General features: G+C 40.5%; 21 protein-coding genes. 14 read left to right on the top strand and 7 right to left on the bottom strand.

All coding sequences use genetic code 11. The features are described 5' to 3' along the window. Nucleotides 1-202: 202 nt before the first annotated feature. The 4 genes from PSPO_RS18695 to PSPO_RS18680 form a co-directional block, all read right to left on the bottom strand. Complete coding sequence (locus tag PSPO_RS18695; RefSeq protein ID WP_010559012.1) at nucleotides 203-2299, bottom strand: M13 family metallopeptidase; 2097 nt, start codon at nucleotides 2297-2299, stop codon at nucleotides 203-205. 147 nt (nucleotides 2300-2446) lie between these two features. Next, a complete protein-coding gene (locus PSPO_RS18690; protein WP_010559013.1) occupies nucleotides 2447-4147 on the bottom strand; it encodes a sensor domain-containing diguanylate cyclase in 1701 nt (566 codons plus the stop codon). Nucleotides 4148-4216: 69 nt separating this feature from the next. Further along, the gene (locus PSPO_RS18685) at nucleotides 4217-5293 is read right to left on the bottom strand and encodes an MBL fold metallo-hydrolase (protein WP_010559014.1); all 1077 of its coding nucleotides are present in this window, start codon (nucleotides 5291-5293) and stop codon (nucleotides 4217-4219) included. A gap of 14 nt (nucleotides 5294-5307) precedes the next feature. Then, on the bottom strand, nucleotides 5308-5844 hold the full coding sequence (locus PSPO_RS18680; protein ID WP_010559015.1) for a hypothetical protein: 537 nt from the start codon (nucleotides 5842-5844) through the stop codon (nucleotides 5308-5310). A 202-nt stretch (nucleotides 5845-6046) separates the two neighbouring features. Between PSPO_RS18680 and PSPO_RS18675 the strand changes: the two genes are divergently transcribed. Together PSPO_RS18675 and PSPO_RS18670 are read left to right on the top strand one after the other, a co-directional pair. Beyond that, nucleotides 6047-7285, top strand: coding sequence for a DEAD/DEAH box helicase (locus tag PSPO_RS18675; RefSeq protein WP_040642576.1), 1239 nt, complete (start codon nucleotides 6047-6049; stop codon nucleotides 7283-7285). Between the two features lie 528 nt (nucleotides 7286-7813). Further along, nucleotides 7814-11170 carry a methyl-accepting chemotaxis protein gene (locus PSPO_RS18670; protein WP_010559017.1) on the top strand — a complete coding sequence of 1119 codons (3357 nt, stop codon included), beginning with the start codon at nucleotides 7814-7816 and terminating at the stop codon, nucleotides 11168-11170. Nucleotides 11171-11237: 67 nt separating this feature from the next. Here PSPO_RS18670 and PSPO_RS18665 read toward each other — a convergent pair whose 3' ends face one another. Further along, on the bottom strand, nucleotides 11238-11630 hold the full coding sequence (locus tag PSPO_RS18665; protein WP_010559018.1) for a DUF4019 domain-containing protein: 393 nt from the start codon (nucleotides 11628-11630) through the stop codon (nucleotides 11238-11240). Nucleotides 11631-12127: 497 nt separating this feature from the next. Between PSPO_RS18665 and PSPO_RS18660 the strand changes: the two genes are divergently transcribed. Next, entirely contained in the window at nucleotides 12128-13672 is a 1545-nt protein-coding gene (locus tag PSPO_RS18660) for an HD domain-containing response regulator (RefSeq protein WP_010559019.1), read from the top strand. On the opposite strand, the gene PSPO_RS18655 is transcribed toward PSPO_RS18660, so the two are convergent. Next, nucleotides 13669-14484 (bottom strand): SDR family NAD(P)-dependent oxidoreductase, encoded by an 816-nt coding sequence (locus tag PSPO_RS18655; RefSeq protein WP_040642660.1) that lies wholly within the window; start codon nucleotides 14482-14484, stop codon nucleotides 13669-13671. The two genes, PSPO_RS18660 and PSPO_RS18655, sit on opposite strands and share 4 nt — an antisense overlap. Nucleotides 14485-14541: 57 nt before the next feature. Between PSPO_RS18655 and PSPO_RS18650 the strand changes: the two genes are divergently transcribed. Further along, nucleotides 14542-17235, top strand: coding sequence for a DUF2339 domain-containing protein (locus tag PSPO_RS18650; protein WP_010559021.1), 2694 nt, complete (start codon nucleotides 14542-14544; stop codon nucleotides 17233-17235). After that, a complete protein-coding gene (locus tag PSPO_RS18645; protein ID WP_010559022.1) occupies nucleotides 17232-17573 on the top strand; it encodes a hypothetical protein in 342 nt (113 codons plus the stop codon). Before PSPO_RS18650 ends, PSPO_RS18645 begins: the two co-directional genes overlap by 4 nt. A 102-nt stretch (nucleotides 17574-17675) precedes the next feature. Here the strand turns inward: PSPO_RS18645 and PSPO_RS18640 are convergent, their stop codons facing one another. After that, nucleotides 17676-17951, bottom strand: coding sequence for an HU family DNA-binding protein (locus PSPO_RS18640; protein WP_010559023.1), 276 nt, complete (start codon nucleotides 17949-17951; stop codon nucleotides 17676-17678). Nucleotides 17952-18114: 163 nt separating this feature from the next. Between PSPO_RS18640 and PSPO_RS21720 the strand changes: the two genes are divergently transcribed. From PSPO_RS21720 to PSPO_RS18595, 9 genes are all read left to right on the top strand, one after another. Beyond that, nucleotides 18115-18288: a hypothetical protein gene (locus PSPO_RS21720; RefSeq protein ID WP_158523467.1), complete on the top strand. Its 174-nt coding sequence runs from the start codon at nucleotides 18115-18117 to the stop codon at nucleotides 18286-18288. A 191-nt stretch (nucleotides 18289-18479) separates the two neighbouring features. After that, a complete protein-coding gene (locus tag PSPO_RS18630; protein WP_010559024.1) occupies nucleotides 18480-19196 on the top strand; it encodes a YIP1 family protein in 717 nt (238 codons plus the stop codon). A gap of 26 nt (nucleotides 19197-19222) precedes the next feature. Further along, the gene (locus PSPO_RS18625; protein ID WP_010559025.1) at nucleotides 19223-20404 is read left to right on the top strand and encodes an efflux RND transporter periplasmic adaptor subunit; all 1182 of its coding nucleotides are present in this window, start codon (nucleotides 19223-19225) and stop codon (nucleotides 20402-20404) included. Beyond that, complete coding sequence (locus tag PSPO_RS18620; RefSeq protein ID WP_010559026.1) at nucleotides 20385-21086, top strand: ABC transporter ATP-binding protein; 702 nt, start codon at nucleotides 20385-20387, stop codon at nucleotides 21084-21086. The genes PSPO_RS18625 and PSPO_RS18620 overlap by 20 nt, the downstream gene beginning before the upstream one ends. Then, on the top strand, nucleotides 21079-22317 hold the full coding sequence (locus PSPO_RS18615) for an ABC transporter permease (RefSeq protein WP_010559027.1): 1239 nt from the start codon (nucleotides 21079-21081) through the stop codon (nucleotides 22315-22317). The genes PSPO_RS18620 and PSPO_RS18615 overlap by 8 nt, the downstream gene beginning before the upstream one ends. A 24-nt stretch (nucleotides 22318-22341) precedes the next feature. Further along, entirely contained in the window at nucleotides 22342-22812 is a 471-nt protein-coding gene (locus tag PSPO_RS18610) for a CreA family protein (RefSeq protein ID WP_010559028.1), read from the top strand. Nucleotides 22813-22973: 161 nt separating this feature from the next. Next, entirely contained in the window at nucleotides 22974-24017 is a 1044-nt protein-coding gene (gene rsgA, locus PSPO_RS18605; protein ID WP_010559029.1) for a ribosome small subunit-dependent GTPase A, read from the top strand. A 232-nt stretch (nucleotides 24018-24249) separates the two neighbouring features. Then, entirely contained in the window at nucleotides 24250-24735 is a 486-nt protein-coding gene (locus PSPO_RS18600) for a DUF4920 domain-containing protein (RefSeq protein ID WP_010559030.1), read from the top strand. Further along, nucleotides 24722-25297, top strand: a complete 576-nt coding sequence (locus tag PSPO_RS18595) for a PepSY-associated TM helix domain-containing protein (protein WP_010559031.1) — start codon at nucleotides 24722-24724, stop codon at nucleotides 25295-25297. Before PSPO_RS18600 ends, PSPO_RS18595 begins: the two co-directional genes overlap by 14 nt. Nucleotides 25298-25407 lie beyond the last annotated feature (110 nt).

The raw sequence follows: 25407 nt of genomic DNA, 5'->3' as shown, positions 1-25407 counted from the left end.
ATCAAAAGAATGTGTGATTTATGAGTGCCACGCTAAGTTGACGAACGCTTAATGCTAAGTGATTGCGTCATATACAAAAATAAAGGTGATAAAGGCGGTTTAGAATAAAGTAAAATGAAAGTATCCAGCCATTTGTTAAATTAACATGTGGTGTTAACAAAAAAGCCCAGCTTAAGCCGGGCTTTTAAACGTACTATTTTGATTACCAGATGCGAACACGCTCTTCTGGTTTAAGGTAAAGTGCATCACCTTCTTTTACATCAAACGCTTTGTACCAAGCATCATGGTTACGTGGCGCAAGTGCACGGAAACGACCTGGTGCGTGAGTACCCGCGCGCAATTGGTTTAGCATGCTTTGCTCAGTGCGTTTTTCTTTCCACACTTGTGCCCACGCTAAGAAGAAACGCTGATCGCCTGTTAAGCCATCAATCACTTCGGCTTCTTTACCGTTAAGGCTTAATTTATACGCGTGATAAGCCATTGCAAGGCCGCCCACATCACCGATGTTTTCACCTAAGCTGTTACGACCGTTTACAAAGTTATCAGGAATTGGTTCGTACTTGCTGTATTGTTCAGCTAATTTGTCTGCTTTTGCTTCAAAAGCAGCACGGTCTGAATCAGTCCACCAGTTACGTTGAATACCGTTAGCGTCAGATTTCGAACCCTGATCATCAAAACCGTGACCCATTTCGTGACCAATTACCGCACCAATCGCACCATAGTTAACGGCCGCGTCAGCGTTTGGATCAAAGAATGGCGGCTGTAAGATAGCAGCTGGGAATACAATCTCATTAAACGAGCTGTTGTAGTATGCATTTACGCGCTGTGGTGTCATGCCCCAACGATTACGATCTGTTTTTTCTAGCTCTTTTGCTGCACTTTCTGCACGGAAGAATTGACGCGTGTTACGCACATTACCCATTAAATCATCTTTTGCGATTTTCAGGCCGTCGAACTCTTGCCATACATCTGGGTAACCAATTTTAGGGTTAAATGCTGCAAGTTTCGCTTTTGCGTTTACCTTAGTTTCGGCGCCCATCCAGTCTAAACCATCGATACGCTCACCAAGTGCAGTGCGAAGGTTTTCTACAAGCTCAGCCATTTGTGCTTTTGATGACTCAGGGAAGTAACGCTTTACGTATACTTTACCAATTGCAAAGCCCATTGATTCAGTGCCTGACATTGCACCAATTGCACGCTTCCAGCGTGGACGCGGCTCTTGTTGACCACTTAATTCTTTACCGAAGAATTCGAAATTATTTGCATAGATTTCTTCAGAAAGTAGGCTTGCATTACCACGGATCGCATGAAACGTTAGGTAATCTTTCCAAACGTTAATGTCTTCACCGTTAATCAGTGAAATCATGGCTTTGATTGGTTCTGGCTGAGCCATATTTAGCTGCGGTACTTTATAACCTGTTTGTTCAAAATACAGATCCCAGTTAAAACCAGGGTATTCTTTTGCAAGGTCGGTACGCTTAATTTGGTTTAATGTTAAATCGCGATTACGACGCTTTTCACGTGGCCAATGGCCTTCGGCAATTTTAGTTTCAAGCGCTAAAATTGCTTTTGCGCGCTCTTCTGTGTTGTCAACGCCAGCAAACTTAAGTGCACTTGCAATGTGCGCAACGTATGCGTCACGTGTCTTAGCAAAACGCTCACTGTCTTCAAGGTAATATGAACGATCTGGTAAACCTAAACCGCCAGCGCCCATCGACATTTCATATTGATTCGGGTCTAAACGGTTAAACCACATGCCACCGCCAATCGGTGATGACACACTTGTTAGCCACGCATTACCAAAGATACGCGTTAAGTCATCCGTGTTTTTAACTGAACCAATTTCATCAAGTAAACCTTGGATTGGCGTAATGCCTTTTTTGTTGATTGTTTCAACATCCATATACGCATTGTAGAAATCAGCAATCATTTGCTCTTCTGCATTTAGGTCTTTACGGCTTGTGATATCGTCGATGATTTCTTTAACTTGTTTTTCACTGCGTTCAGCTAGCGCAGTAAACGCACCAAAGCGCGTTTTATCCGCTGGCATTACATAGTTGTCGTACCATGTGCCACTTGCGTACATAAAGAAGTCGTCACCTGGTTTCACATCTAAATTACGAGCAGTCAGATCAACCCCAAAGCTGCCAAGTTCAGCTTTAGTTTGTGTTGCTGTTTTTGAGGCTACAGGTGCTTTCGCTTGTTGTTCTTTTTCTACTTTAGCGGTATCAGCTTGTTGGTCACCACAACCACCAAGAAACGCAGTTGCAAGTGCAACTGCAAGAATTGATTTTTTCATTAAGATTTCCCTTAGCGTTAAATATTTCTATTTTGCGTTAAAAACTGCAAAACTTAGCTTGTTTTTAACGAAAATACGTCAAGATAGCAAATAGAACACGTTTAACAACGCGCTGTTTTGTAAATAAATATGTTTTTATTGCTTAAGTTATTGTGTTTGTAACGATAATCTAGGTTCGCTCAGCGTACTAAAAGGCATTACCTGATTTCGCCCATTTTCTTTTGCACGGTAAAGTGCTTTGTCAGCATTAATAATGGCTGGTTTCAGTAATGACTCAATTTCACACACACCAAAGCTTGCCGTTATTGATAAGGCATCATGTGTATGCGAGCTAATGATGGTGCTTTCGATTTGCTTGCGTACTTTATCAATTAAGGCAAATGCTTGGCTTTCGCTGTGATTAGGCAGGGCAATGATAAATTCTTCACCGCCAAGTCGCGCGACGATGGCATTATCTGGCGTGAATTTTTGCAATATATCGGCAAAAACCACAAGTACTTCATCACCTACTTGGTGTCCGTATTTGTCGTTAAACTTCTTAAAAAAATCAATATCAGCAATGGCAATACAAACAGGACGGGTTCGCGTATCATCAGTTAATACCGCTTCGGTAGCTTGGTCAAAGTAACGTCGATTATAAAGTTGCGTTAGCGGGTCGGTATTTGCTTGCACTTGCAGCGCTGCCTGTTGCTTTTCTATGCGCTCTAACACACGAATACGGTACGAAATAATAAACGCTAACATAAATGATTCGAGCATAATGCCAATGCCGACACCGTGACTTGTCACATAAGTATTTGGTAATAGGCCTTTATAATAGCCGATGGCTAATAGGTTAAAAGTGAAAAACAAACCGTGACCAAATAAGAAGTATTTTGCCAACGGATTCCCTTTTTTTAAAATAGAGAGACTGACACTTAACGTCACCACAATCATTATTGCGGCTAATGTGCTTGCTGGTTTTAACGCTGCAATAATATCAAATACGCCAAACACTAAATCAGATACCAGTAACAGTAAAACAAACATAAGTGCTTTGTGCTCAGTCGGGTATAGGCGTTTGGTTTCAAAAATACTGATCATAAATAGGATCAGAAAGCTTGGCATGGTAAGTAGCGAAAGGTGTAGATGCATCATGGATTTGCCGTAAATGCCAAATAAGGTTGCTAAAAAACCATAGGAAAGGGCAATCCACGTTGTACCCGAGACTAAATACAGCGCATAGAAAATATTTTCTTTTTTACGTGATGATAAAAACAATATGACGTTGTAAAACATCAGCGCCAACAGCATGCCGACCATGATGGCAATATCATAATTTTCGCTTACAAGGGCATGTTTAGATTGTGTTTCATCGTATATGGCAAGCGTAAACCATTGGTGTGAAAATACATCACTTTTTAAGTAAACCTGATACCGTTCGTTAGGCGAAAGTATTAAAGGAAACACTGCGGTTCCACCATATAACATTTCATGAGCTTGATTGTTTTCTAGGTCAATCGAATGGCGTATTTGTGTGTTGCTGTCACTAATTAGATAAAGGGTTAACTGCTCGGTGTGGTAAGCCTCTGGCACATGCAAAAACAGTTGTTTTTTTACAGCCGAGGAGTTGTGCAAAGCAAATCGAACCCAAGTTGTTTTTGCATTTGTACCTAGGGTAAGTCGGTTGGTTGCACTGGAAAACGGCGCATTTTGAATATCAGCGATACTATGTGTACGAGATTCATCAATATAATAATGCGTATCAAATTGCGTTAATGCAATTGGATCTTGGTTTACTGTAATTTGGGCATTTGCTGAAAAACTAAAAAATAATAGTAAAAATACCAACATGGCAGCTAAAGGCATCTTCTTTTTTTGGTATTTATAGCCTTAAATAAACCGAAAAACTAACACACTTTATTACAGCAGTTCGTGTTACAAGGACAGCCTTTCGCCTTCGTTCATAATATAAAACTGACTGTCTGATTCAATGATTTTCAAGTTGTGTAACAGCCTAAAAAGTGCGGAGTGAGAACTGTGATCGCCCATTTGCCAACTAGCATTGCCATAACCCCAAGGAATGGTTACTTTGCAGTTAAGATCGTTTGCCGCCACAATAGCGTCTTCTGGTCGTGTGTGTACATAGCGATACCAAGTTTCGTGCTCTTGGTGAAAGTAAGATGCGATTGGTAGTAAGCACACGTCGATATCTCCATATTGACGTTGAATATCTTTAAAATGATCTGAATAACCTGTGTCGCCGGCAAAAAATAAAGTTTTGCCGTTTTCTTCTAATACCCAACCGCCCCACAGTGCCTGATTATCGTCATTGTATAAAAAGGGCACCCAAATTCGACTATTAAAATGATGAGCAGGCACAAAGTGGACTTTGGTTTGTGCAACGAGATGCGTTGTAAACCAATCCATTTCGTGAATGGTGTAGTGGTTGCGGTCAAAGTGCTTGGCAAAATTTAGCGGCACCAAATATTTTGGTTTGTTGCCAATTAACGCAATATCGTGCTTATTAAAATGATCATAATGTAAGTGGGAATATAACACTGCGTCGACATCGCTTAGGTTTTGCACTTTGCTTTTGGGTGATTGACGCTCAAAGCCATTCGCCATCTGAAACGCCCAATTTACAGGCCAATCAAATTCATCAAATACCGGATCAAATAAAAATCGCTTGCCGGATGGCGTTTTAATTTCAAAGCTTGCATGACCAAGCCAGTGAATTTGATAGCCTGAGTGTGTTGTTAGTTTTGGGTTTTTACCTCTGTATTGGCAGTGCTCCATATCACTTTCGCAGTGAATATCGTCAGTAGGAGGGTAGCAATTTTCATCACAGCTATAGGGGTATGTTTTATTACCGGGGTAGCGATTGATATAGCGCCCTTGCTTTAGGCTTGCTCCGTCTGCGTTAAGGTTATTTATTGTTGTGATCTTGTTTGATGCACAACCTGCGAGCAGCGAAATCAGAGCGCAGATCGTTAATTTATACCTAGAACTCATTAATATTTTTATGATTATGTAAATGAATTATCTCGGGCGAAGTGTAATGGCAGTTTGCGGCATTTGTAAAGCAGCCAGCACACTGTGGCAGTCACTAATGCTAATACCAAGGCTTGAACTGCGCCAATTACAAAACTAAGGCTCAAGGCAAAACCAAAAACACATTCCGCACGATATGATTTTACGATACACGCAATCACAGCGATGCCAATAATTAACATTACAGTGTATAACTCCATTGCCCAATAGTAACTGCCCGCAAGGGTTGCACCATAGTTAAATGAAAATACAAATCCGATTAGTGCGTAGGTGGTTGCTTTACCACGATTCACAGTCGTACTTTGAAGGCGTTTTCGCATTAAAAGCAAACAGCACAATGAAAAAATAGGCATGATAATCAGTGAAAACCAAGATGGCACATCAAGTAGGTAAGGCGCATCCAATACACCAATAAATACAATCTTAGGATTAAAGTAATGCCAGCACAAAACAGCAGCTTGTAACAATGCTACTAACACAGTAACGCACCATAGAAATTTATTTTTTATCATAGGAATTCTCGTTTGGTGTTTTTATTAACTATGGCAACAATTAAGCCAAAACGAAAGTTATTGAAAATCAGTGGCTTAAATTTCAGGTGATATGTGTATGTTAGTTTTTTTGTTAGATTTTAGGCAAATAGGCCAGTGAGTTAGCTTTTTTCACAACGATTAATGGTATAATTTTTCGCATGTGCTTTTCACTTGTAACCTCATGTCATTTTCAGCATTTAACCTAAATTCTCACTTGTCCGAGACCTTAACGCGATTGGATTACCATACGGCCACGCCTATTCAATCATTGGCTATTCCAGAGATTATGGCCGGCCACGATATCATTGCGCACGCGCAAACAGGAACCGGTAAAACGGCAGCGTTTATGTTACCCATTATCGATAAGCTGTTATCACGTCAGCCGATATCGAATACGGTAAGTGCCTTAATCTTAGTGCCAACACGAGAGCTTGCGCAACAAGTTGCAAAGGCGAGTACTCAGTACAGTGAAAACTGCGGATTGAACGTTGCGTGTTTGTACGGTGGCGCAAATATTGGACCACAAGAAAAACAACTTAAACAAGGCGCGCAAATTGTTGTAGCAACGCCCGGCCGTTTACTCGATCATTTGATTAAAGGCACACTTTCGTTGTCAGATTTAGCGTATTTAGTGTTCGATGAAGCAGATCGTATGCTGGATATGGGGTTTATGGGTGAAATTAAGCGCATAATGCGTCATGTGCCACTAACACGACAAACCTTGCTATTCTCGGCAACGGTTGATGAGCAAGTACTCAATAATGTATCGCAATGGCTAAATGAGCCAAAACGTGTAGGGGTAGATGCTCCTAACACCGCAGCGACCAAAGTTGAGCAATTATTTTATGCGGTAGACGAAGAACGAAAGCGCGAGTTAATCGCTTACACCATAGGAAAAAACAACTGGCATCAAGTGTTGGTGTTTACGCGTACCAAAAATTATGCCGATGAACTTGCGAAAGAACTCAATAAAGACGGTTTACCAACCACGGCTATTCATGGCGACAAATCTCAAGGCGCACGAAATAAAGCGCTAGAGCAGTTTCGAGCCGGCGAGTTACGTGTTTTAGTGGCAACCGACGTTGCGGCGCGTGGCATCGATATTCCGAGTTTGGATTATGTGATTAATGCTGAGTTGCCGTATATCGCTGAGGATTACGTACACCGCATTGGGAGAACTGGGCGTGCAGGTAAAGCAGGAACTGCAATTTCACTGGTGAGCCTAGACGAAAATTGGTTGTTGGAAGAAATTGAAGTATTACTGGATGAACGTTTAACCCCACAATGGTTAACGGGATTTGAGCCGGATTTAACCCGAGAGCCAAAAGACGATAGAAAAAACACAACAAAATCTCGCAAACAGCGAGATAAAAAGCGTATTTTAGGTCAACGCAGTAATCGTCGCCGTAAAAAAAATTAACGGTGCACATGGTTGTTTCTAAATTTAATGGTCGTTAATTACGACAGTAATTTATCTAAAAGCGCGTTTTACGCGCTTTTTTGTTTGCCTTGGTAATCCGTTACGAGTAGATAATTAGGGTCTGTTGAACTTTGCTGTCCTATTTTTGTTCTTTTAGAGCGTGCTTTTATCGCGGCGCTAGATGTGTGGCTCAGTAATCTAAGTGAATACCGAGCAAACCTTCCGCGTCGTGCCTTCGCCCCTTACCTAAATCCATTTAAGTAAAAATGAGAAATGTAGGTTCAATAGAACCCTTAGGCAGCGCTTGATTGGCTTTTCTACTGTGTTATCGGCTAACTCACATAGAATAACTATGCCACGCAGCCTCTGCCTTGTATAAAAGCCAATCAAACAGCTGCAAAAACGAACTTGAAAGGTCAACAGACCCTAATTTGTATAAATAAATATTGTTTTGCTGAAATTAAACTATTGTGAAAGAGGAGTCGTATCATTTAACTGCTTTGCTTGCCAAACTTAGGGATGCACACAATGCTAAAAAACCTACCGATTGTTCTTAAGCTCCTTCTTATTTTGCTTATTCCCAGTGTGCTTAGTGGATTTTTAATTTACCAATTAAATAAAAACAGCGAAGTACAAGTGACAGCTCAAACTCATATAAACGAGGTTATTGAGTTAACACAATTACTTAATAATTTAGCACATAACTTTGCGGTAGAGCGCGGGTTGAGTGCCGGGTACTTAGGTTCTGGTGGCACTCAAGGTAAACAAGCATTGCAATTGCAACGTAAAAATGCCGATAGCGCAGCTGACGCACTCTTATTGAAAATCGATAAGATACAGTCACTTTCACTGAACAAACATTCACTCGACGTTATACAGCAATTACAAAAGACGCTTTCTGAACGCATGAACATAAGAGAAAAAGTGGATGCACTAGTACCTGACTCTGGCTTTTTTCACTTTTATTCTGCAATTAACGCAGATGCCATTACCTTGACTGAAAAGCTATCGGTTTATATTACTGAGCCAGAGTTGTCAGCTAAATTTAAATCGTCAATTCAGTTAATTTGGTTAAAAGAGCATTTGGGTCAAGTGCGCGGCGCCTTAAACGGGGTATTTGCAAAAGGTGATTACACGCCACAGCGTGCAGAAGCCGTAAATCGCTTTTTAGCCGAAATACGAAAGCGTGAAAAGCAGTTTACCCATTATGCCAATAACGATTATTTGAAGCGTTTTGAGGCGCTAAAAACTGACCCACAAGTGGTAAACGTAAAGGCAATGACCGCTACATTTACTAATAACGTTGAACTTAGGAACGATAAAAAATCATTACTGCTGTTACTCAGTCAAGACGCTTTGAGTACGCAGTCAATTGATGAGGTGAGTGCGATTGTATTGAATATGAAGCCGTATTTACCCGCGCATGTATTTTCGGCGCTTCTAAATGATGTGAGCCGATTAAGCGCTGATCGAGACATTACAGGTAATCAAAAAAGCGCCATTAGTAAGCGACTCGCTACCGCCGTTATCTTGCCACATGTTGATGCAAAAACCTGGTTTGCCAGTGCAACGGACGAAATAAAATTGGTTAATGGGCTTATTAAGGCCTTGGCAACTGAAATAACTAATACTGCAAAACAAAATTTAAATAGCACAGAGCAGGCATTACAAAATGCGTTATATACAGCGCTTGCATTTTTACTGGTCAGTTTAATTATTGGTTTTGTAATTGCGCATTCATTTAAAAAGGCGTTGAACATCATTCAACTAACGATTCAGCAAATACAACGAGACAACGATTACAGTTTACGAATTGCAGTTAATCAACACGATGAAATAGGTCAAACCGCTAAAAGTATCAACGCATTACTTGAAAACTTAGGCAATGCGTTTAGTGAAATAGGCAATATGAGTAATGCGTTAGCGAATGGCCAATACAACCAAATTAACTACAGCGGAAAGTACAATGGTGACTTGGCAAAGGTAGTATCGCAAATTGAAACAGCAGGCAATCAGGTAGGCATAGGCGTTGGGGAAATACGAAAGGTGATGTCGGCGGTAAAAAAGGGTGACTTTTCAAATACCATTAGTAGGAATTTACAAGGACAGCTTGGGCAACTAAAAGATGATGTAAACAGCACGGTTCAAACCTGTAATCGCTCATTTAGTGCAATATCAACCGTTGTTAATGATTTAGCGTGTGGCAATTTAAGCAATCAGTATACTAACCAACTACAAGGGGAATTTGCGGTTTTACTGGATTCGGCTATCGATTGTCGCGATACGTTACAGCAAATTATTGAAAAAGATATTCAACAGCTGGTGGATTGTGCGACGTCAGGCGAGTTAGATGTATCTATTAATGAGAAAAATAAACAAGGCGGCTTTTTAACCCTTACGCAAAGCATTAACAAATTACAACAGATTAACCGCAATGTGATAGATGAAGTCGACAAAGTTTTTGACAATTTAGCACAAGGTTACTTGGCAGTAACAATAGACGGGGAATATGAAGGTGCGTACGCACGCTTACAACTTAACGCTAATAAAACCATTTCTACGCTTAATCACATCATCGAGAATGAAATTACAGAAATAGTGCAAAGTTGTTTATCGGGCGAATTGACGAAACGTATAAATACTGAAGACAAATCAGGTTTTTTCTTGTCGCTAAGTAATTCGTTAAATAACTTAGTAGCGCTTAATCAAAATGTTATCAGTGAGCTCAACTCGGTTGCTAATGCGCTGGCGAACGGCAATCTAAGCATACATGTAAATGGCAACTATAGCGGTGAATTCAACACCCTAAAAATGAATATAAATAAATCACTTGAACAGCTAAGCCAAGTTATAGAGGTCGAAGTTCAAGATGTTATCAGCGCGTTACAGTTAGGCAACTTAGATAAACGCATTGATAGCGCCAATAAACAAGGTTGCTTTTTACAACTAAGTGATGGTGTAAATGAGATTATTGTTGTTGTTAGCCGAGTACTCAACGATTTAGACCACCTATTTGAAAGCTTGGTTGCGGGAGATCTAAGAGCCAGTGTTACGACTCACTATGATGGTCAATTTAAACGTTTGAAAGATAACGCAAACACCTCAGTTGGTAAGTTGAACTCGCTGTTATCAAATTTACTAAACCTAGCGCAGTCTGTGTCGAATAGTGTGCATGAAATTGCGCATGCAAATGAAGATTTGAGACGCCGAACTGAATCCCAGGCAAGCGCGGTAGAACAAACGAGTGTGAGCGTGCAGCGAGTGCATGAATCAGCAAAAGTCGCGCAATCTAACTTACTGGATACCGAGCAACTAATGCTAACGATGCAAACTAGTGCGCAAAACGGGCAGGTTATTGCGCTTGAGGCAAAAGAAACGATGCAACAAGTGAGTGCGTCGAGCGACCGTATTAAAAATATTATTGGAGTTATCGATGAAATTGCGTTCCAAACTAATTTGCTTGCACTGAACGCGGCGGTAGAAGCTGCACGAGCGGGGGAGCACGGTCGCGGTTTTAGTGTGGTGGCAAGCGAAGTAAGAAGCCTTGCACAACGTAGCGCACAATCCGCGAACGAAATAAAATCGTTGATTACATCGAGTGTTGAGCAGGTATCACATGGTAACTTGCATGTTGATCAATCAAGTGAAGCACTTGTCGGTATCGCACACTCGATTACTAATGCTAACGAGAAAATGGAAGAAATTGCCGAAGCAAATAAACGACAAACAGCAAGCTTTAATGAAATAAAATTTGCTGTTACAAATATTGAAGAAAGTACGCAACAAAATGCCGCAATGGTAGAACAGATTGCCAGCTCTGCAGCCGCGCTAAATGAAGAAACCAAGCGCATGGTGGATGAAGTGAACTTTTTTAAAGTTGGATAGCAACATAGTTTGCTATCCATTGAATGTGTTAGCTAAGAGTGACGAGGAAATGCAGTCTGTTAGTGACTTATTTAATAAAATAACCGATTGCTTGCCATTTTCCATCAATCAATGTCATAGACAAGGTTTCGATACTTTCGCGCTTATTTTCATACTGTGTGCTAAATTGCATTACTTGGTATGTGCCATCTGGCATACCTGGCAGGCTAGTGTGACGAGTACTATCAAGCGGGCTTCGCTTTACGACTTTACCTAATGGGGTGCGTACTTGCTCTAGGGCAAGTTGCCACTGTGCTTCACTGACTTGATTTTTAAAGCGATCACTGGTGTCTTGCCACGAAGCCTGATAATCGCCACTATCAATCAGTTCAAGCCAGTTATTTGCACTTTGTTCATAGGCTTTGTCGTTAGCTACGGCACTGAATGCGATAAAACAAATAAGGATCAATAATTGTTTCATTGTGAAATACCTTTTTCTTAAAACTGTCATCACGTTAGCAAAATGTTGAAATAATAAATAGTATTAAAACAGTGCGTTAATAATTTGATGTGCATGTTTTAACGCTTTTCCAAATTCTTACAAACGTAACGTGTCGCCCTAAAATGAATACGCTTTTAATCGAACTTATTTAAGCGTTATTTCAATAATGAGGGTTTTAGTATGGATTTGGTGTTTTATAAAAATTATTTATTATCAATTGCTTAGATAAAGTTCATGCGTAATGCCGTATGTCACTTATTGTCTCTGTAATTTCACTTTATAACGGTGTAGGCAAATATGAATCATTCATATGTGATTAAATGTGAATAACCTTTTTTAAAGTGTGGGATTAGATTAAAATTACACTTTCACCTTAACGTTTTAACGTTGTCGTACTGCGTATTTATCGGGCTGGTTCAACTTAAATAATCAGCGGTAGTCATGCAACAGTTTAGTCAAATAAATTACATTACCTTATGGATAATTACCTGTTTAGTCAGGGCGAGCAGCCAGAGAAAACACAAAAGTCTAAAACACTTAAATGGCATATTTTGATCGTGGATGATGATAAAAATATTCATGATGTAACCAAATTAGTGCTTGAAGGCAAAGAAATATTGGGGCGTACAATTAGTTGCACAAGTGCGTTTTCATCTGAGCAAGCTAAAACACTATTGATGTCCGATACTAATTGGGCATGTGTATTTATTGATGTCGTGATGGAGTCTACCCATGCAGGATTGGAGCTGGTTAACTGGATCAGAAATACACTTAACAATCACTTAGTAAGGTTATTAATTCGTACAGGGCAAGCGGGTTATGCACCCGAGCAAGAAGTGATTGAAAAGTACGATATAAATGATTATCGAACAAAAACCGAGTTAACAGCGACTAAGTTGGTAAGCTGCACGTATGGGGCGCTACGCGGATTTCGCGACTTAAACACAGTTGAAAAATCCCTGAAGTCATTTCGCAATTTAATAGAAGTGTCTGGTGACTTACTTAAAATTCAGAATATAAACGATTTTGCATGTGCGGCCCTTGATAACTTTCTATCGTTAATGGAAGTGGAAAGTTCGGCAATTTACATAATGCGCCATGAAAATGATATCTTTAATCAATCTCATAAAATACTGCTCGCAAGTTCTGGTCGCTTTAACGAACTTAAAAAAGCTAATCAACCATTCCCTAAAAACGTTAATGCTATTGTGGAAGAAGCGCTGAGCAGTAGCCACAGTCACTTTTCAGACGACTATTATGTGGCATGTATCAGCACATCTAGCGATTCGAAAGCAGTGCTGTATATTGAATTTGATCATCAACCCAGTGACTTTAAAGCCAGCATCGCGGAACTATTTATAAATAATATTGCGTTGATGCTTGAAAGTTTAGTACGCCAACATCAAACACAAACTACACAAAAAGAGTTACTTTATATTGTGGGTGATGCAATAGAAGCACGTAGCAAAGAAACAGGCAGTCATGTTAAGCGCGTTGCCGCAATGGCTGAGTTTATTGCGATAAAAGCGGGGTTACCAGATTCGCTATGTGATGCAATACGCATTGCTGCGCCGTTACACGATATTGGAAAAACGACCATTCCTGATGCCATTTTGCATAAGCAAGGTGAGCTTACGCAAGATGAGTTTGAGTTAATTAAAACGCATGCTGAAAAGGGCGGCCAACTGCTCGATAAATCAAGTATGCCAATTGCAAAACTAGGCGCAACGATGGCGCGTTTTCATCATGAAAATTATGACGGTAGTGGTTATCCGCAGGGGCTTAAAGGTGACGATATTCCACTTGAAGCACGTATTGTCGCAATTGCGGATGTAATTGATGCTCTGGGCAGTGTACGAAGTTATAAAGCGCCGTGGAGCGATGATCAAATTCGTCAGTATGTTGAGCAAAATGCGGGTATTAAGTTTGACCCGCAGTTCGCAAAAATCGCAACAGATCACTTTTGTGAGTTAGTAGCGATAAAACACCAAATCAGCGACGATCCACCTTTTGATAGTTAGCGTCGGTTTTTATATTTTAACTTCGCTTTTGCGCCCTTTTTATAAAGATAGGGGCGCAGGGCACGTCGCAATTTTGGAAATAGATAGGCGAGGGTGGTTAGCTTGCCGCTAAACCATGGCATAGCGCTTTCTTCACTGTCGTTTATCGACAATGCGATAATCTCATTTGCAACCTCTAATGCGCTGCTCATTGGCTGCGAATATACAATGTCTTCAACGTGATCAATCTCATCCATTATAAAACCAGTATCAATTGGACCCGGTGACACTACCGCCACTTTAACCTGGTGAGGCTTAAGTTCATCGTGTAGCGCATAACTAAATGCCCTTAGTGCAGCTTTTGTTGCTGAATAAACCGCGGCACCTTGCAATGGCGCGCGTCCCGCTAACGACCCTATCATAATTACCGCGCCATTATTTGATTGTTTGAGCTGTTCTAAACATAGGTGAGTGAGTGTTAGCGGCGCATTTAAGTTCACATTCACCATATTTGAAACCTGAACTGGCGTTAGTTTTTCAAAATCGCCGCGATGGTGTAGCCCTGCATTATTCACGAGCACATCGATTGCACCAAAGGTGTCGACCACTTGCGTTACTAGGGTTTCAAGGCTTGATATCTCGCCAATATCACAGGGAAATACCGCAGCATGACCATATTGATTAATTTCAGTTGCCAGTGCTTCAAGGGGGGCTTTGTTTCTAGCAACCAATGCAACGTTAGCCCCAAGTTTGGCAAATTGCTTTGCAGTTTCAGCGCCTACACCTTTCGAAGCACCTGTTATTAAAACGGTTTTATTTTTATAGTTATTCATTTCGTCAGCCATTCAAGGTACATTAGTGCAAGATTGTTTTAATTTATCGTAAAAAGTATGGAAACTCTATTAGGACTTTTTGCGCTGGTGTTTGCTGTGTTTATGTTGGGCGGGTTAATCGTTGCCTGGTACAGCTTTGTTAAATTACGCAGCGCCGACGCAAAAATAAAGGAATTAACGCTCGCGGTATTACATTTAAAATCGCTCGTTAAAAAGTTAAGCGAAACGAATACACTACGCGTAACATCTGAAGAGTCAGCGCAAGAATCTGTTGTCGAACAAAGCGCAGAAAACGACACGCACGCTGCCTATGATTCACAACCGCAAACACCACAGGTGGATAGCACAGGTAATGTGAGCGTAGCGCTGGCAACTCACCAACAGCAGGTAAAAACCTCGTCAAACGAAAAACCAAGACCTAAGCCCAAGCCTTTAGAGACTGTAAGCTTAGCGCAGCGATTGGAGCAATTTTTAGCAAACAACGGTTTGCTCTGGATTGGTGCTGGTATTTTAGCGCTCGGTGGTATTTTCCTCGCCAAGTACTCAATAGAATCAGGACTTATTTCAATTACGTTACGCCTAATTTTGGGTGGTGTGTTTGCTTTGGCATTAGTGATATTGGCGGAATATTTGTATCGCAAACACGGTGCCAGCAATCATGTTACGAACACCAGTGCTGCACTTGCCAGCGGGGGCATTATTACTGGGTTTGCATTGGTACTTGCTACCTTTAGTTATTATCATTTTATCTCGCCTGTTGTTGCCTTTGCTGCACTTGCAGCAATTTCTTTAATCGCTACTGCGCTTGCATTACGGTTTGGTCCACTGCTTGCGGTGATAGGTATTATTGGCGCATATACGGTGCCAGCTTTGGTTAATACTGGCAGCAACAATGTGTTTGCCTTACTAATGTACGTTAACTTTGTATCAATTGCGGCGATTTGGGTTGCCAATAAAGTCAAACGAGAGTGGCTGTGGTGGCAAAGTTTTGTCGGACATTTTGTATGGCTTACGATTAGTGTTGCGATTGCAGATAAAAGCGATATTTGGATAATTGTAGCGACCATGGCAATTGCATTTTACCTGTATGTATTATCCAGTGTGCTAGGTTGGCGCTTAACTAATAAAAACGTAACGCCACTAGCAATAAAAGTACTATTAATGCCACGCAAAGAGCAATTAGCCTTAGTGCTTAACATACTACTGCTAGTACTGTTTTATAGTTTGCACGGCTTTAGTAGCAGTTTGTTGATTGTAAGTGTGTTATTAAGTGCACTTTGCATGTATTTGCCACTAAGGCACAGTGCATTTGATTCTTGGCCGTTTGTATCGTTAATCTTCAGTTGTTTTGCGATAGTAAGCTATCCTATCGCGCATCAGCTCGATGACCCTATGCTAGTTTTTAGTAGTGTATTTTTATATGCGCAATTAGTGGGTGTAGCGTATTTTGTGTATAGCGTGGTAATGCAAAAACTATTTATAAAGCGTGCCAGTTTTAGTTTGTTGTTAGGCGTTGCGCCGCTGTTGGTGTTTGCCGTGTCGTACATAGTAACGCCGCAAACAGTTGAAACAACCTTATACCCACTTTGGACGGTATACCTAATGGTGATGGCAGGCTATGCGCTATGGCAAATAACTAAAGCGCATCATGCGCTAGCAACGATCACGTTTTGGCTTACTGCGAACAGTTTTTTAGCGTTAGTATTTACCATGTGGTTGAATGCTAGTACGTTATCGTTGGCTATTTGTGCACAACTAGTGTTAATTGCTTATGGGCAACAGCGTTTTAAAGTCGAGTTGCCGTTGTGGCTGAGTAAAATAGCTCTGTCACTAGTGCTTATGCGTATCACGCTCGCTCCTTGGACTCAGCAGTACAGTAATGAGCTCGTATTTGGTGTGCACTGGAGTTTAGTGGTACTGCCCATGATGTTTGCCATGGTGTTTTATGCTTATCGGTTACATTCCAATTCTGAACTTAAAAAGTGGTATGAAGGCGCATTACTGCATTTAATCGCGTTATTTGTAACGACCGAAACCAGTTATTTCTTAGTTGGTCATTACCCTGATTTTAGTAACTTAAACTTCGCAGAACTTTGCGTGTTATCAATGAACTGGTTGATACTAGCCGTGGTTTATTGGTGGCGATTCAAAATCAGTTCGCGCTCTTTATATTTGTACGCTGGCTGTGCGCTGGCTGCGGCAAGTGGTTTGTGTCATTTAGCTTTGAATACGCAGTATAATCCGTTCTTAGAAGCTATTTTGATTGGTGATATCTTCTTGTTTAATTGGTTAATGGTGATGTGGGCTGTGCCTGCGGTGATAATTGGTCTTGTGTATTACTTTGATATTGTGCCAAAGCAGTTAAAACTTAATAAAAACAAAGTGTTGTTGCCAATAGCTTCAGGATTTAGCTTTTTATTTATAAACGGTGTTGTGCGCAGCTATTTTCAAACCGATCACATACATCTTTCGTTACCAACGAGTCAAGCTGAGATTTACAGTTATTCGGTTGTGTGGTTAATTATCGCGGCAGGATTTATTTTGTTCGGGCAGCGTATTGCTAGGTCTGTGGTTTACCAAGCGGGGTTTGCAATTTTACTTGTGGTTATTTTAAAAGCCTTCCTATTTGATATGGCCCACTTAGACGGGTTGTATCGTGCGATTTCGTTTATTGGTTTAGGTTTGTCGTTAGTTGCGTTAGGCTGGCTATTTACGCGATTTAAATTAGTGTCTGAAGAGGCGCCTCAATGATTGTATTGATCATAATTTGCTTTTTTATGTGGCTTTTTATGCTTTGGCTTACGTATTCAAAACGACTAAATAGCGTTGAGCATTTAATTGAGCATCAAGATAGCAAGCTGATTGTACGCGATACGCCGATTGCACGTTTGATTAAAGGCCTTGCTGTCACAGTGTCGGTTGATGAAATTCGTGCAATTGAAGCTACCAATACGCATGTGTTTTTGCGCACAGCAAAAAGTTCGGTCGATATTTTTATCAATCACCGTTTTATAAATCAAGTGCTTGATCATTTAGGCAACGAGCTGAGCGAAATAGAAATAAAAGACCGTCGTCCGATTGGCAAGTGATATTTTGTTAGTATGTTGATTGTTAAGTAAACTGGCGGCGCTTAAAGTGCTACCAGTTTACGATTCACTTCGGGATTAGGTGTTCTGCCTAATTATTAAAGGCTATTCGTTAATCGCGCTTTTTAGTTTCGAGCCTGCTTTAAACGCTACTTTATTTTGTCCGGCTATGGTGATCTCTTCTCCAGTTTGTGGGTTACGCCCTTGCTTTTCTGGATGATAACTCAATGAAAAACTGCCAAACCCTGGTAATTGTACTAAGTCACCTTCTGATAATGATTGAGTGATTGTCGCAACTAAACTCTCCACAACACGTTTAGCGGTCGTTTTTGGCATGTCGTTGTTTTTTGCGATGAGTTCAATAAGTTGGGATTTATTCATAATAGCGCCCTTAAAAAGCGGCAAAGGCTAACTATGTCTTATGCTCGAGTCAAGTATTTAGCGCCTTTTACGCTGTATTTGAAAAATTAACGGTTAATGATCCAATTTATTATTTAAAGCGTAATTAGTACTAAATTCCTATTTTTTGATGTCTGAGGTGTTTATGGAGCTATTAGTTTCGGTTTTGGCATATCAAAAAGCACGTGATGAAGGACGAAAAGATCCTGCAATACAGGATTATGAATGGGCTGAGGAAAACCTAAGTTACTTTGAAAGCCACAAATGTGAACTTGGATTTTGCGATTCAAATGAGCCAAGACACTCACATTTCGATTAGAGGGCATGTTACGCTCCAGTGAATTTGTCGCTTTTTCAAGCAATAATTGTTTTCAAGGCGTGACATCGTTTACGTTGCCAGGCATATTTTACCGCTTAAAATCGTATTTTACCGTTTATCACTTTTAGTTTTTCAAAGTGTTTCAGGTTGTTATGGTTTGTATATCAAAACAACTAAAAACGAGTAAAACTATGAAATCAGAAAATGCAATTAGCGCGATTGGCGATACATTTTTAGCCCCTACCAAGGCGTTTAACGGCCTAAAAGATGCAAAAGGCTGGTCATGGCTTGCGATGGTATTATTATTTGTGTTTGGTATCTCGGCACAAGTTATTTACTTTAACTCTGTTGACCAAGCATATTTTGTTGAACAACAAATTGCTACGATGGAACAAAGTGGCGATTACAATCCTGCGGAACTTGAACAAGCTGAAGCGATGACCGCACAGCAATTTCCAATGATGTGGATTTTCTCTGCAGTCGGTGTGTTAATTGGCATTCCAACTATCTTCTGTATTTTTGCTTTGTACTACTATTTAATTGGGAAGCAAGACCCAGAGTGCCATATGACATTTGGTGATTGGTTTGGTTTTACCGCTTTTACGAGCTTGCCAACAATTTTTGCAGCAATTGGTACCATGGCATTGGTGTTAACTGCCTCAAGCGGTGAAATTCCTGCAACAGTACTTACATTCTCTTCACTAAACCAACTTATTTTTGGCTTTGACGCTAACCACGCATTTGCGGGTTTACTTGAGAGTATCAATATTTTCTCAATTTGGTCTCTTGCGCTGACGTATATTGGATTAAAGTCATGGACTAACTTTAACAACAACAAAGCAATGCTATTTGCATTACTACCAAGCATTTTAATTTATGGTATTTGGGCAATTATTGCAGCACTTTAAGGTGCTGCTTTGCTTTGGGGTTGAATATGAAAAAAATTATTATCGTAGTAGTCGCGGTGGCAGCATTTGTCGCCATGATTGTAAGCCAACAAATCAAGGGCGATGGTAAATTACCAGAGATAAAAACCACGCTAACTGAAAAAGGAAAAATAAAAGATTCTATTTTAGCGTCGGGTACCTTGGTTTTTAACACCCAAGTGCAATTGCGCTCAGAAGTAACCGGCCGTGTTGAAAAAGTATTTGTAGAAGAAGGGCAGCGTGTTGAGAAAGGCGACATGTTAATGCAGCTTGATACCGAAGCCTTTGAAGCCGAAGTGGACCGTTATCAAGCCTTAGTAAGACAAAGCGAAATTGATATTGAGCGTGCGCAAACAAGTCTGAAGAATTTAATCTCTCAGCTCAACCGTCAAAAAGAACTCTTCGATGTAGGACTATCGCAGCAAGAAGTTTACGATAACATTAAAAATGCAAAAGAGCTGGCTGAAATTGATGTTTCGGCGCGTAAAGAATCGCTAAATCAAGCTAAAGCGTCACTGTCAATTGCTGAAGATCGTTTAAGTAAAAGTGTGTTTAGAGCAACAATGAGTGGTTTATTAGCGTCGGTTGATATTAAAGAAGGCGAAACTGTGATTGCAGGTACCACCAATATTGTTGGTTCAGATCTGATGTTATTGGCCGACCCAAGCAAAATCCTCGCTGAGCTAAAAGTAGACGAAACAGATATTGCCAGCATTAAATTAAACCAAGAGGCAGAAATTTACGCTGCGGCCTACCCAAATAAACCATTTGTTGGCAAAGTCATTCATATTGGTACGTCAGCCAAGCAATTTGTTGGCTCACAAGGACGTTCATTTAAAGTGAAAGTACTGTTAAACGACGATGAACGCACTTTGTATGCAGGTATGAGTTGCCGTGCAGAAATTGCAACAGCGATTGGTAAAGATGCCATTAAAATTCCAATTGAAGCAGTACACAGCGAAGATGAAAATCACTATGTTTGGGTGTTAAACGACGATAAAACAGTCACTAAGAAAGCGGTTGAGCTCGGTGTTTCATCAGATATTGAACAAGCAATTGAAAGTGGTCTTGAAGAAAAGCAAACGGTTGTAGTAGGGCCAGCGCGCGCAGTTAGCAAACTAAAAGAGGGCGATAAGGTAAAGCTGAAAACAGCTGATAAGGATGCTAAAGATGTCAGTGATCGCGCTTAGTAATATTTGCAAAGAATACAAAATGGGTGAACAAAGCTTTCTGGCTTTGGATAATGTAAGCGTAAACATTGAAGAAAATGAGTATCTTGCGATTATCGGTCCATCGGGCTCAGGTAAATCGACCCTAATGAACATTATAGGCTGCTTGGATGTCGCAAGTAGCGGCGAGTATGTGTTGCAAGGTAAACCAGTAAAAAAAATGACTGAAACTGAGCTCGCAGGACAGAGAAATAAAAGCGTTGGCTTTATTTTTCAGAGTTTCAACCTTATTCCTCGTGCTAGTGCGTTAAGCAATGTAATGCAGCCGTTGATTTACCGTTTTATCTCAGCAAAAGAGCGTCAAAAGCTAGCAACGCAGGCGCTTGAGAAAGTTGGCCTAGGTGATAAATTGCACCATTTACCATCACAACTGTCAGGTGGTCAACGTCAACGTGTGGCAATAGCAAGAGCGCTGGTGACAAAGCCAGATATCCTGCTGGGAGATGAACCGACAGGTAATTTGGACAGCAAAACAACCAATGAAATTATGAGTTTGTTTGATGAGCTGCATAATGATGGGCATACCATTATTTTAGTGACCCATGAGCAAGAAATTGCTGAACATTGCCAGCGTGTATTGCGCTTGGTTGATGGAAAAGTGGTATCGGATACACGAAATAGCGAGGAGAGAGCGTATGTTTAAGTCATTTCTCGCGATTATTGAGGGAACCAAAGCCGCGCTTCAGGCGATTCGTGCTAATGCGATGCGCAGTGCGCTCACGTGTTTAGGTATAATCATTGGCGTTGCAGCAGTTATTACGGTTGTTGCTGTGATGCAGGGCTTTACCAAGCAAATTAACGACCAATTGGCTGATATGGCGCCGGATGTGACTAGCATTAAGCCGTACACCACACCGCAGCAAGAAATGCTTGGTAAACGTTCGTATTTAACAGTGCGTGATTTTGAAACGCTAAAAGGTAAAGTACAAGGGTTCGATACTATCACTGCGCAAATGATGGCATTTCGTTTTCAAGGCGCGGTAGAGTACAAAGGCGAAAGTCACAATACGCGGGTAGTTGGTACAGAATCAAACTACCAAAAGGCCTATCGCATTTATCCTGAAATGGGCCGCTATATTCGCCCACAAGATGACGATAAACGCCGTCGCGTCGCCTTTATTGGTGAAACACTGATTGAAAAGCTTAAGCTACCTGAAAACCCAGTGGGTGAATACATTAAACTCGGTGGTGAATGGTTTCGTATTATTGGGGTTGCAGAGAAGCAAGGCAGCTTTTTGGGATTCGATCAGGATGATTACATCAATATCCCAATCAGTACTATGCAAATTCTAGAAGGCAATGCGCGTAAACCATATTTTCAAATTATGTTCCGCTTAAAGCCGGATGTTGATGAAGCACAAACCTTGGCTCAAATGAAACGTATCTTGCGTCAGAATCATAAACTTGGTCCAGATGACCACGACGATTTTGAGTTCGAAACTGCTGAAAAAGCGCGTGAGAATATAGATAAATTTACAGGCAGTGCAACGGCAATTACAGCGGGGATTGTGGGCATTAGCTTGTTAGTTGGCGGTATTGGTGTAATGAATATTATGCTGGTGTCTGTAACTGAGCGCACCCGTATTATTGGCACGCTAAAGGCACTTGGCGCGACGCCGGGCTTTATTATGCTGCAATTTTTAGTAGAAGCCGTGGTACTCAGTTTATTTGGTGGCGTAATTGGCCTTATAACAGGTTATGGCGCTGCTGCTGCCATATCAGCGATTGTACCAGGCATGCCTGCGGCATATATTCCAATGTGGGCGATATTATTGTCATTTGGTTTTACCTCAGCAATTGGTGTTATTTTTGGTTTAGTGCCTGCGATAAAAGCAGCAAGACTCAACCCAATTGATGCGTTAAGATATGAATAAACGCGTTACGCAAGGAATAAACAAATGAAAAAGGCAATGGGTTTAGTACTGTTACTTGGGTCACTTGTTGGTTGTGATTCAAGTGAGGTAGGTGATGTGTCGCTCGGTGTTTTTACGCTTAAAGACATTAAACTAAACCATTTTCAAGACCCAATAGTAACAGGGGTGACATGTCATGTTGCCTCTGTTGAAGCTAATTTAAGCTTTTCAGATCCCAGTGATAGCTCAATAGCGTGTCGCCAAACAGGGCCAATCACTCAGGCGATGATAGCGCAAATAGATAGCTCAGATTCAGGTGAAGTGATTTTCAAAAAATCGAAAAGCGTTTTCTTTAAATCGATGAAGATAAGACGAATTTTAGATAAAGAAAATCAAACCTTAATGTACTTGTCGTATTCAACGAAAGAAACGTCAGGTAGTTTTAAGCACAGTTTGTCGACAGTGCCTTTGTATGGTACAAAAGCATATCAAACACGTGTATCAGTAGATAACTAACGCATTAAGTAGATTAATGTCGTAAATTACACAGTAAATAACGTAAACAGGAGATTTTGATGATTGTAGTTAACCCAACCGGGTGTAACGCATAATTAATACACCCGGTTTGTATAACCGGGGTTAAAAGCCCCTTATTTTTCTTTTATTTAAGGGCAAAAATGTTAAATATTAATCAATTAAACTTACTTGGATGGCAAAGCTTTTTTCAACAACAACTTGATATCGACGAATGGTACAACAGCGTTCCTGTTAGGGTTGTTGAACAACATCGAAATCGACTAGTGGTTGATTCTGGTAGCGACACATTTCAATTACCAGTAACTGAAAAGGAATCTGAATGTGTTGTTGGCGATTGGTTGTTACTTAATGAAAACCACGACGTAAATCGCGTTTTTGAACGTAAATCGTATTTTGCTAGACGCGCTGCAGGCAGCAAACTAGAAAAACAAGCAATTACGGCAAATGTCGACGTTGCGTTTGTGTTGTGTTCATTGAACGATGACTTTAACCTCAATCGCATCGAACGTTATTTGGCGCTCGTTAATGAAGCGGGCTGTGAACCTGTGGTAATGCTAACAAAAGCCGATCTTGCAAATGATGGCCTTGAAAAGCGTGAGCAAGTCCAAAACCTTAGCTCAATGTTACGGGTCGAAGTCATTGACTGCCATGATGTTACACTGGTTAATCAATTGTCAGATTGGTTAAAACCACAAACCAGTATCGTGCTGTTGGGGTCTTCTGGTGTAGGAAAGTCAACATTAAGTAATACGTTGGCGCAAACGCAGCAGAAAACAAGTGCCATTCGTGAGCAAGATAGCAAAGGCCGTCATACTACTACTGGGCGATACTTACTTAAGTTAGCTTCAGGCGCAGTATTGATCGATACGCCGGGAATGCGAGAACTTCAGCTTAGCGATGTAACCGCGGGGCTAGAGCAAACCTTTAGCGAAATTGAAGCCTTGGCATCAAGTTGTAAGTTTGTTAACTGCTCACATAGCAATGAGACAAAATGTGCGATACAGCAAGCAATTAGCGATGGTAGTTTAACTGAGCGGCGATTTTTAAATTACCAAAAGTTACGTAAAGAAAACCAATTTAATACAGCATCTTTACGTGAACGCCGAGCGCACGATAAATCGCTTACTAAAATGTATAAACGAGTACAAAGCCAGGCGGTTAAGTTTAAGAAATTAAACGAATAGCTAGCAGGCTTTAACGATGCGTCTATCACTTTTTGATAGGCGCATTTTTACTTATATGAACACATAAATTTCAAAATGTTGTTGATACGTCGTTTGTTGGCATCATTCTCTAAATATTACCCAATAAAAAGAAAACTAGTTGATACACTGACGTTTTTTGATAAAAATGGCGGTAGATTTAATTGCTAAGATTAGATTCCAGTTAACTAGTAAACCTTGAAAAGGAATTCTTATGCCGTTTTTTACAAAAATAACATTGGTTGTTGCACTTATGCTGGTGCAAGTTCAAGCGCTTGCCAAAACGCTTACGTTTGGTGAAGAGGTCGATAGCGACAAACTAATTAAAATATCAACTGTGATGGCAAACCCAGATAGTTATTTAAGTTCGCCAATTACCATTGAAGGGACCATTGTCGGCGTATGCGAAAAGCGAGGCTGCTGGATGACACTTGCATCAGATAAGCGCTTTCAAAATTTACGCATAAAAGTGGAAGATGGGCACATGGTGTTCCCGATGACGGCGAAAGGAAACAAAGCGCTTGCAACGGGTAAGCTTGAAAAAATAGAACTAAGCCTTGACCAAACAAAACGATTACTTGCTCATCGCGCTCAAAAAGCAGGTAAAGACTTTAATCCCGATTCAGTAACTGAGCCAAATGTAGTTTACCAACTGTCGCCGACAGGTGTTGAGATTATTGATAACAATGTTGAAAAGTAAGCCCATTCAAATTAACTGGTTTAGATTAAATCGCAGTTTACATCGCGATGTTGGTTATTTTTGTATTGGCTTTATTTTGATTTATGCGATTTCAGGTATTGCGGTTAATCATAAAAATGATTGGAATCCGAACTACGCAGTACATACTACTAAGATAAACGCACGTGACATTGATTGGAACATTAATAACGATCAGGCTTTAATTAAGCAGGTTTTGACACTCGCTAATACGCAACTAGACGTCAAAGCGTCTTATTGGCAATCGCAAAATCAATTTAAGGTTTTTTTACATGATGACGCGAATATTAGCTTAAATTTAAATACTAATACGCTCACTGTTGAACAAATAAGACCTAGACCGATTTTCCAAGCACTTAATCGGTTGCACCTGAACGAAACACATCAATCATGGATTATCGTATCTGATATTTTTGCCGCTTTGTTGTTGTTTTTGGCAATGAGTTCACTTTTTATGATCCGAGGTAAATACGGAGCATTTGGTAAACGTGGCCTTTTTATTTTGGCGGGCTTTGTCATTCCTGCAGGCTTTATCTTTTTATAACGGCTCAAAGCGAACTTATTTGTCAGAAAAGGTTGGTTAGCAACGACTAAAACGTGCAAAAAAATGCCTTTGAAATATAGTAAAAAGTACAACAGCACATGTGGTGTGCT

The organism is Pseudoalteromonas spongiae UST010723-006, from assembly GCF_000238255.3.
GTDB lineage: Bacteria > Pseudomonadota > Gammaproteobacteria > Enterobacterales > Alteromonadaceae > Pseudoalteromonas > Pseudoalteromonas spongiae.
Note: the sequence above shows the minus strand (reverse complement) of the source record. Positions and strands in the feature narration are given on the sequence as shown.

Excerpts from the sequence above, each read along its gene's own strand:
- PSPO_RS18660 (WP_010559019.1), top strand. The coding sequence starts at position 12,128 with ATGGATAATTACCTGTTTAGTCAGGGCGAGCAGCCAGAGAAAACACAA.
- PSPO_RS18630 (WP_010559024.1), top strand. The coding sequence starts at position 18,480 with ATGAAATCAGAAAATGCAATTAGCGCGATTGGCGATACATTTTTAGCC.
- PSPO_RS18640 (WP_010559023.1), bottom strand. The coding sequence starts at position 17,951 with ATGAATAAATCCCAACTTATTGAACTCATCGCAAAAAACAACGACATG.
- PSPO_RS18670 (WP_010559017.1), top strand. The coding sequence starts at position 7,814 with ATGCTAAAAAACCTACCGATTGTTCTTAAGCTCCTTCTTATTTTGCTT.
- PSPO_RS18610 (WP_010559028.1), top strand. The coding sequence starts at position 22,342 with ATGAAAAAGGCAATGGGTTTAGTACTGTTACTTGGGTCACTTGTTGGT.
- PSPO_RS18690 (WP_010559013.1), bottom strand. The coding sequence starts at position 4,147 with ATGCCTTTAGCTGCCATGTTGGTATTTTTACTATTATTTTTTAGTTTT.
- PSPO_RS18620 (WP_010559026.1), top strand. The coding sequence starts at position 20,385 with ATGTCAGTGATCGCGCTTAGTAATATTTGCAAAGAATACAAAATGGGT.
- PSPO_RS18615 (WP_010559027.1), top strand. The coding sequence starts at position 21,079 with ATGTTTAAGTCATTTCTCGCGATTATTGAGGGAACCAAAGCCGCGCTT.
- PSPO_RS18695 (WP_010559012.1), bottom strand. The coding sequence starts at position 2,299 with ATGAAAAAATCAATTCTTGCAGTTGCACTTGCAACTGCGTTTCTTGGT.
- PSPO_RS18685 (WP_010559014.1), bottom strand. The coding sequence starts at position 5,293 with ATGAGTTCTAGGTATAAATTAACGATCTGCGCTCTGATTTCGCTGCTC.
- PSPO_RS18675 (WP_040642576.1), top strand. The coding sequence starts at position 6,047 with ATGTCATTTTCAGCATTTAACCTAAATTCTCACTTGTCCGAGACCTTA.
- PSPO_RS18600 (WP_010559030.1), top strand. The coding sequence starts at position 24,250 with ATGCCGTTTTTTACAAAAATAACATTGGTTGTTGCACTTATGCTGGTG.
- rsgA (WP_010559029.1), top strand. The coding sequence starts at position 22,974 with ATGTTAAATATTAATCAATTAAACTTACTTGGATGGCAAAGCTTTTTT.
- PSPO_RS18655 (WP_040642660.1), bottom strand. The coding sequence starts at position 14,484 with ATGAATAACTATAAAAATAAAACCGTTTTAATAACAGGTGCTTCGAAA.
- PSPO_RS18595 (WP_010559031.1), top strand. The coding sequence starts at position 24,722 with ATGTTGAAAAGTAAGCCCATTCAAATTAACTGGTTTAGATTAAATCGC.
- PSPO_RS18650 (WP_010559021.1), top strand. The coding sequence starts at position 14,542 with ATGGAAACTCTATTAGGACTTTTTGCGCTGGTGTTTGCTGTGTTTATG.
- PSPO_RS18645 (WP_010559022.1), top strand. The coding sequence starts at position 17,232 with ATGATTGTATTGATCATAATTTGCTTTTTTATGTGGCTTTTTATGCTT.
- PSPO_RS18625 (WP_010559025.1), top strand. The coding sequence starts at position 19,223 with ATGAAAAAAATTATTATCGTAGTAGTCGCGGTGGCAGCATTTGTCGCC.
- PSPO_RS21720 (WP_158523467.1), top strand. The coding sequence starts at position 18,115 with ATGGAGCTATTAGTTTCGGTTTTGGCATATCAAAAAGCACGTGATGAA.
- PSPO_RS18665 (WP_010559018.1), bottom strand. The coding sequence starts at position 11,630 with ATGAAACAATTATTGATCCTTATTTGTTTTATCGCATTCAGTGCCGTA.
- PSPO_RS18680 (WP_010559015.1), bottom strand. The coding sequence starts at position 5,844 with ATGATAAAAAATAAATTTCTATGGTGCGTTACTGTGTTAGTAGCATTG.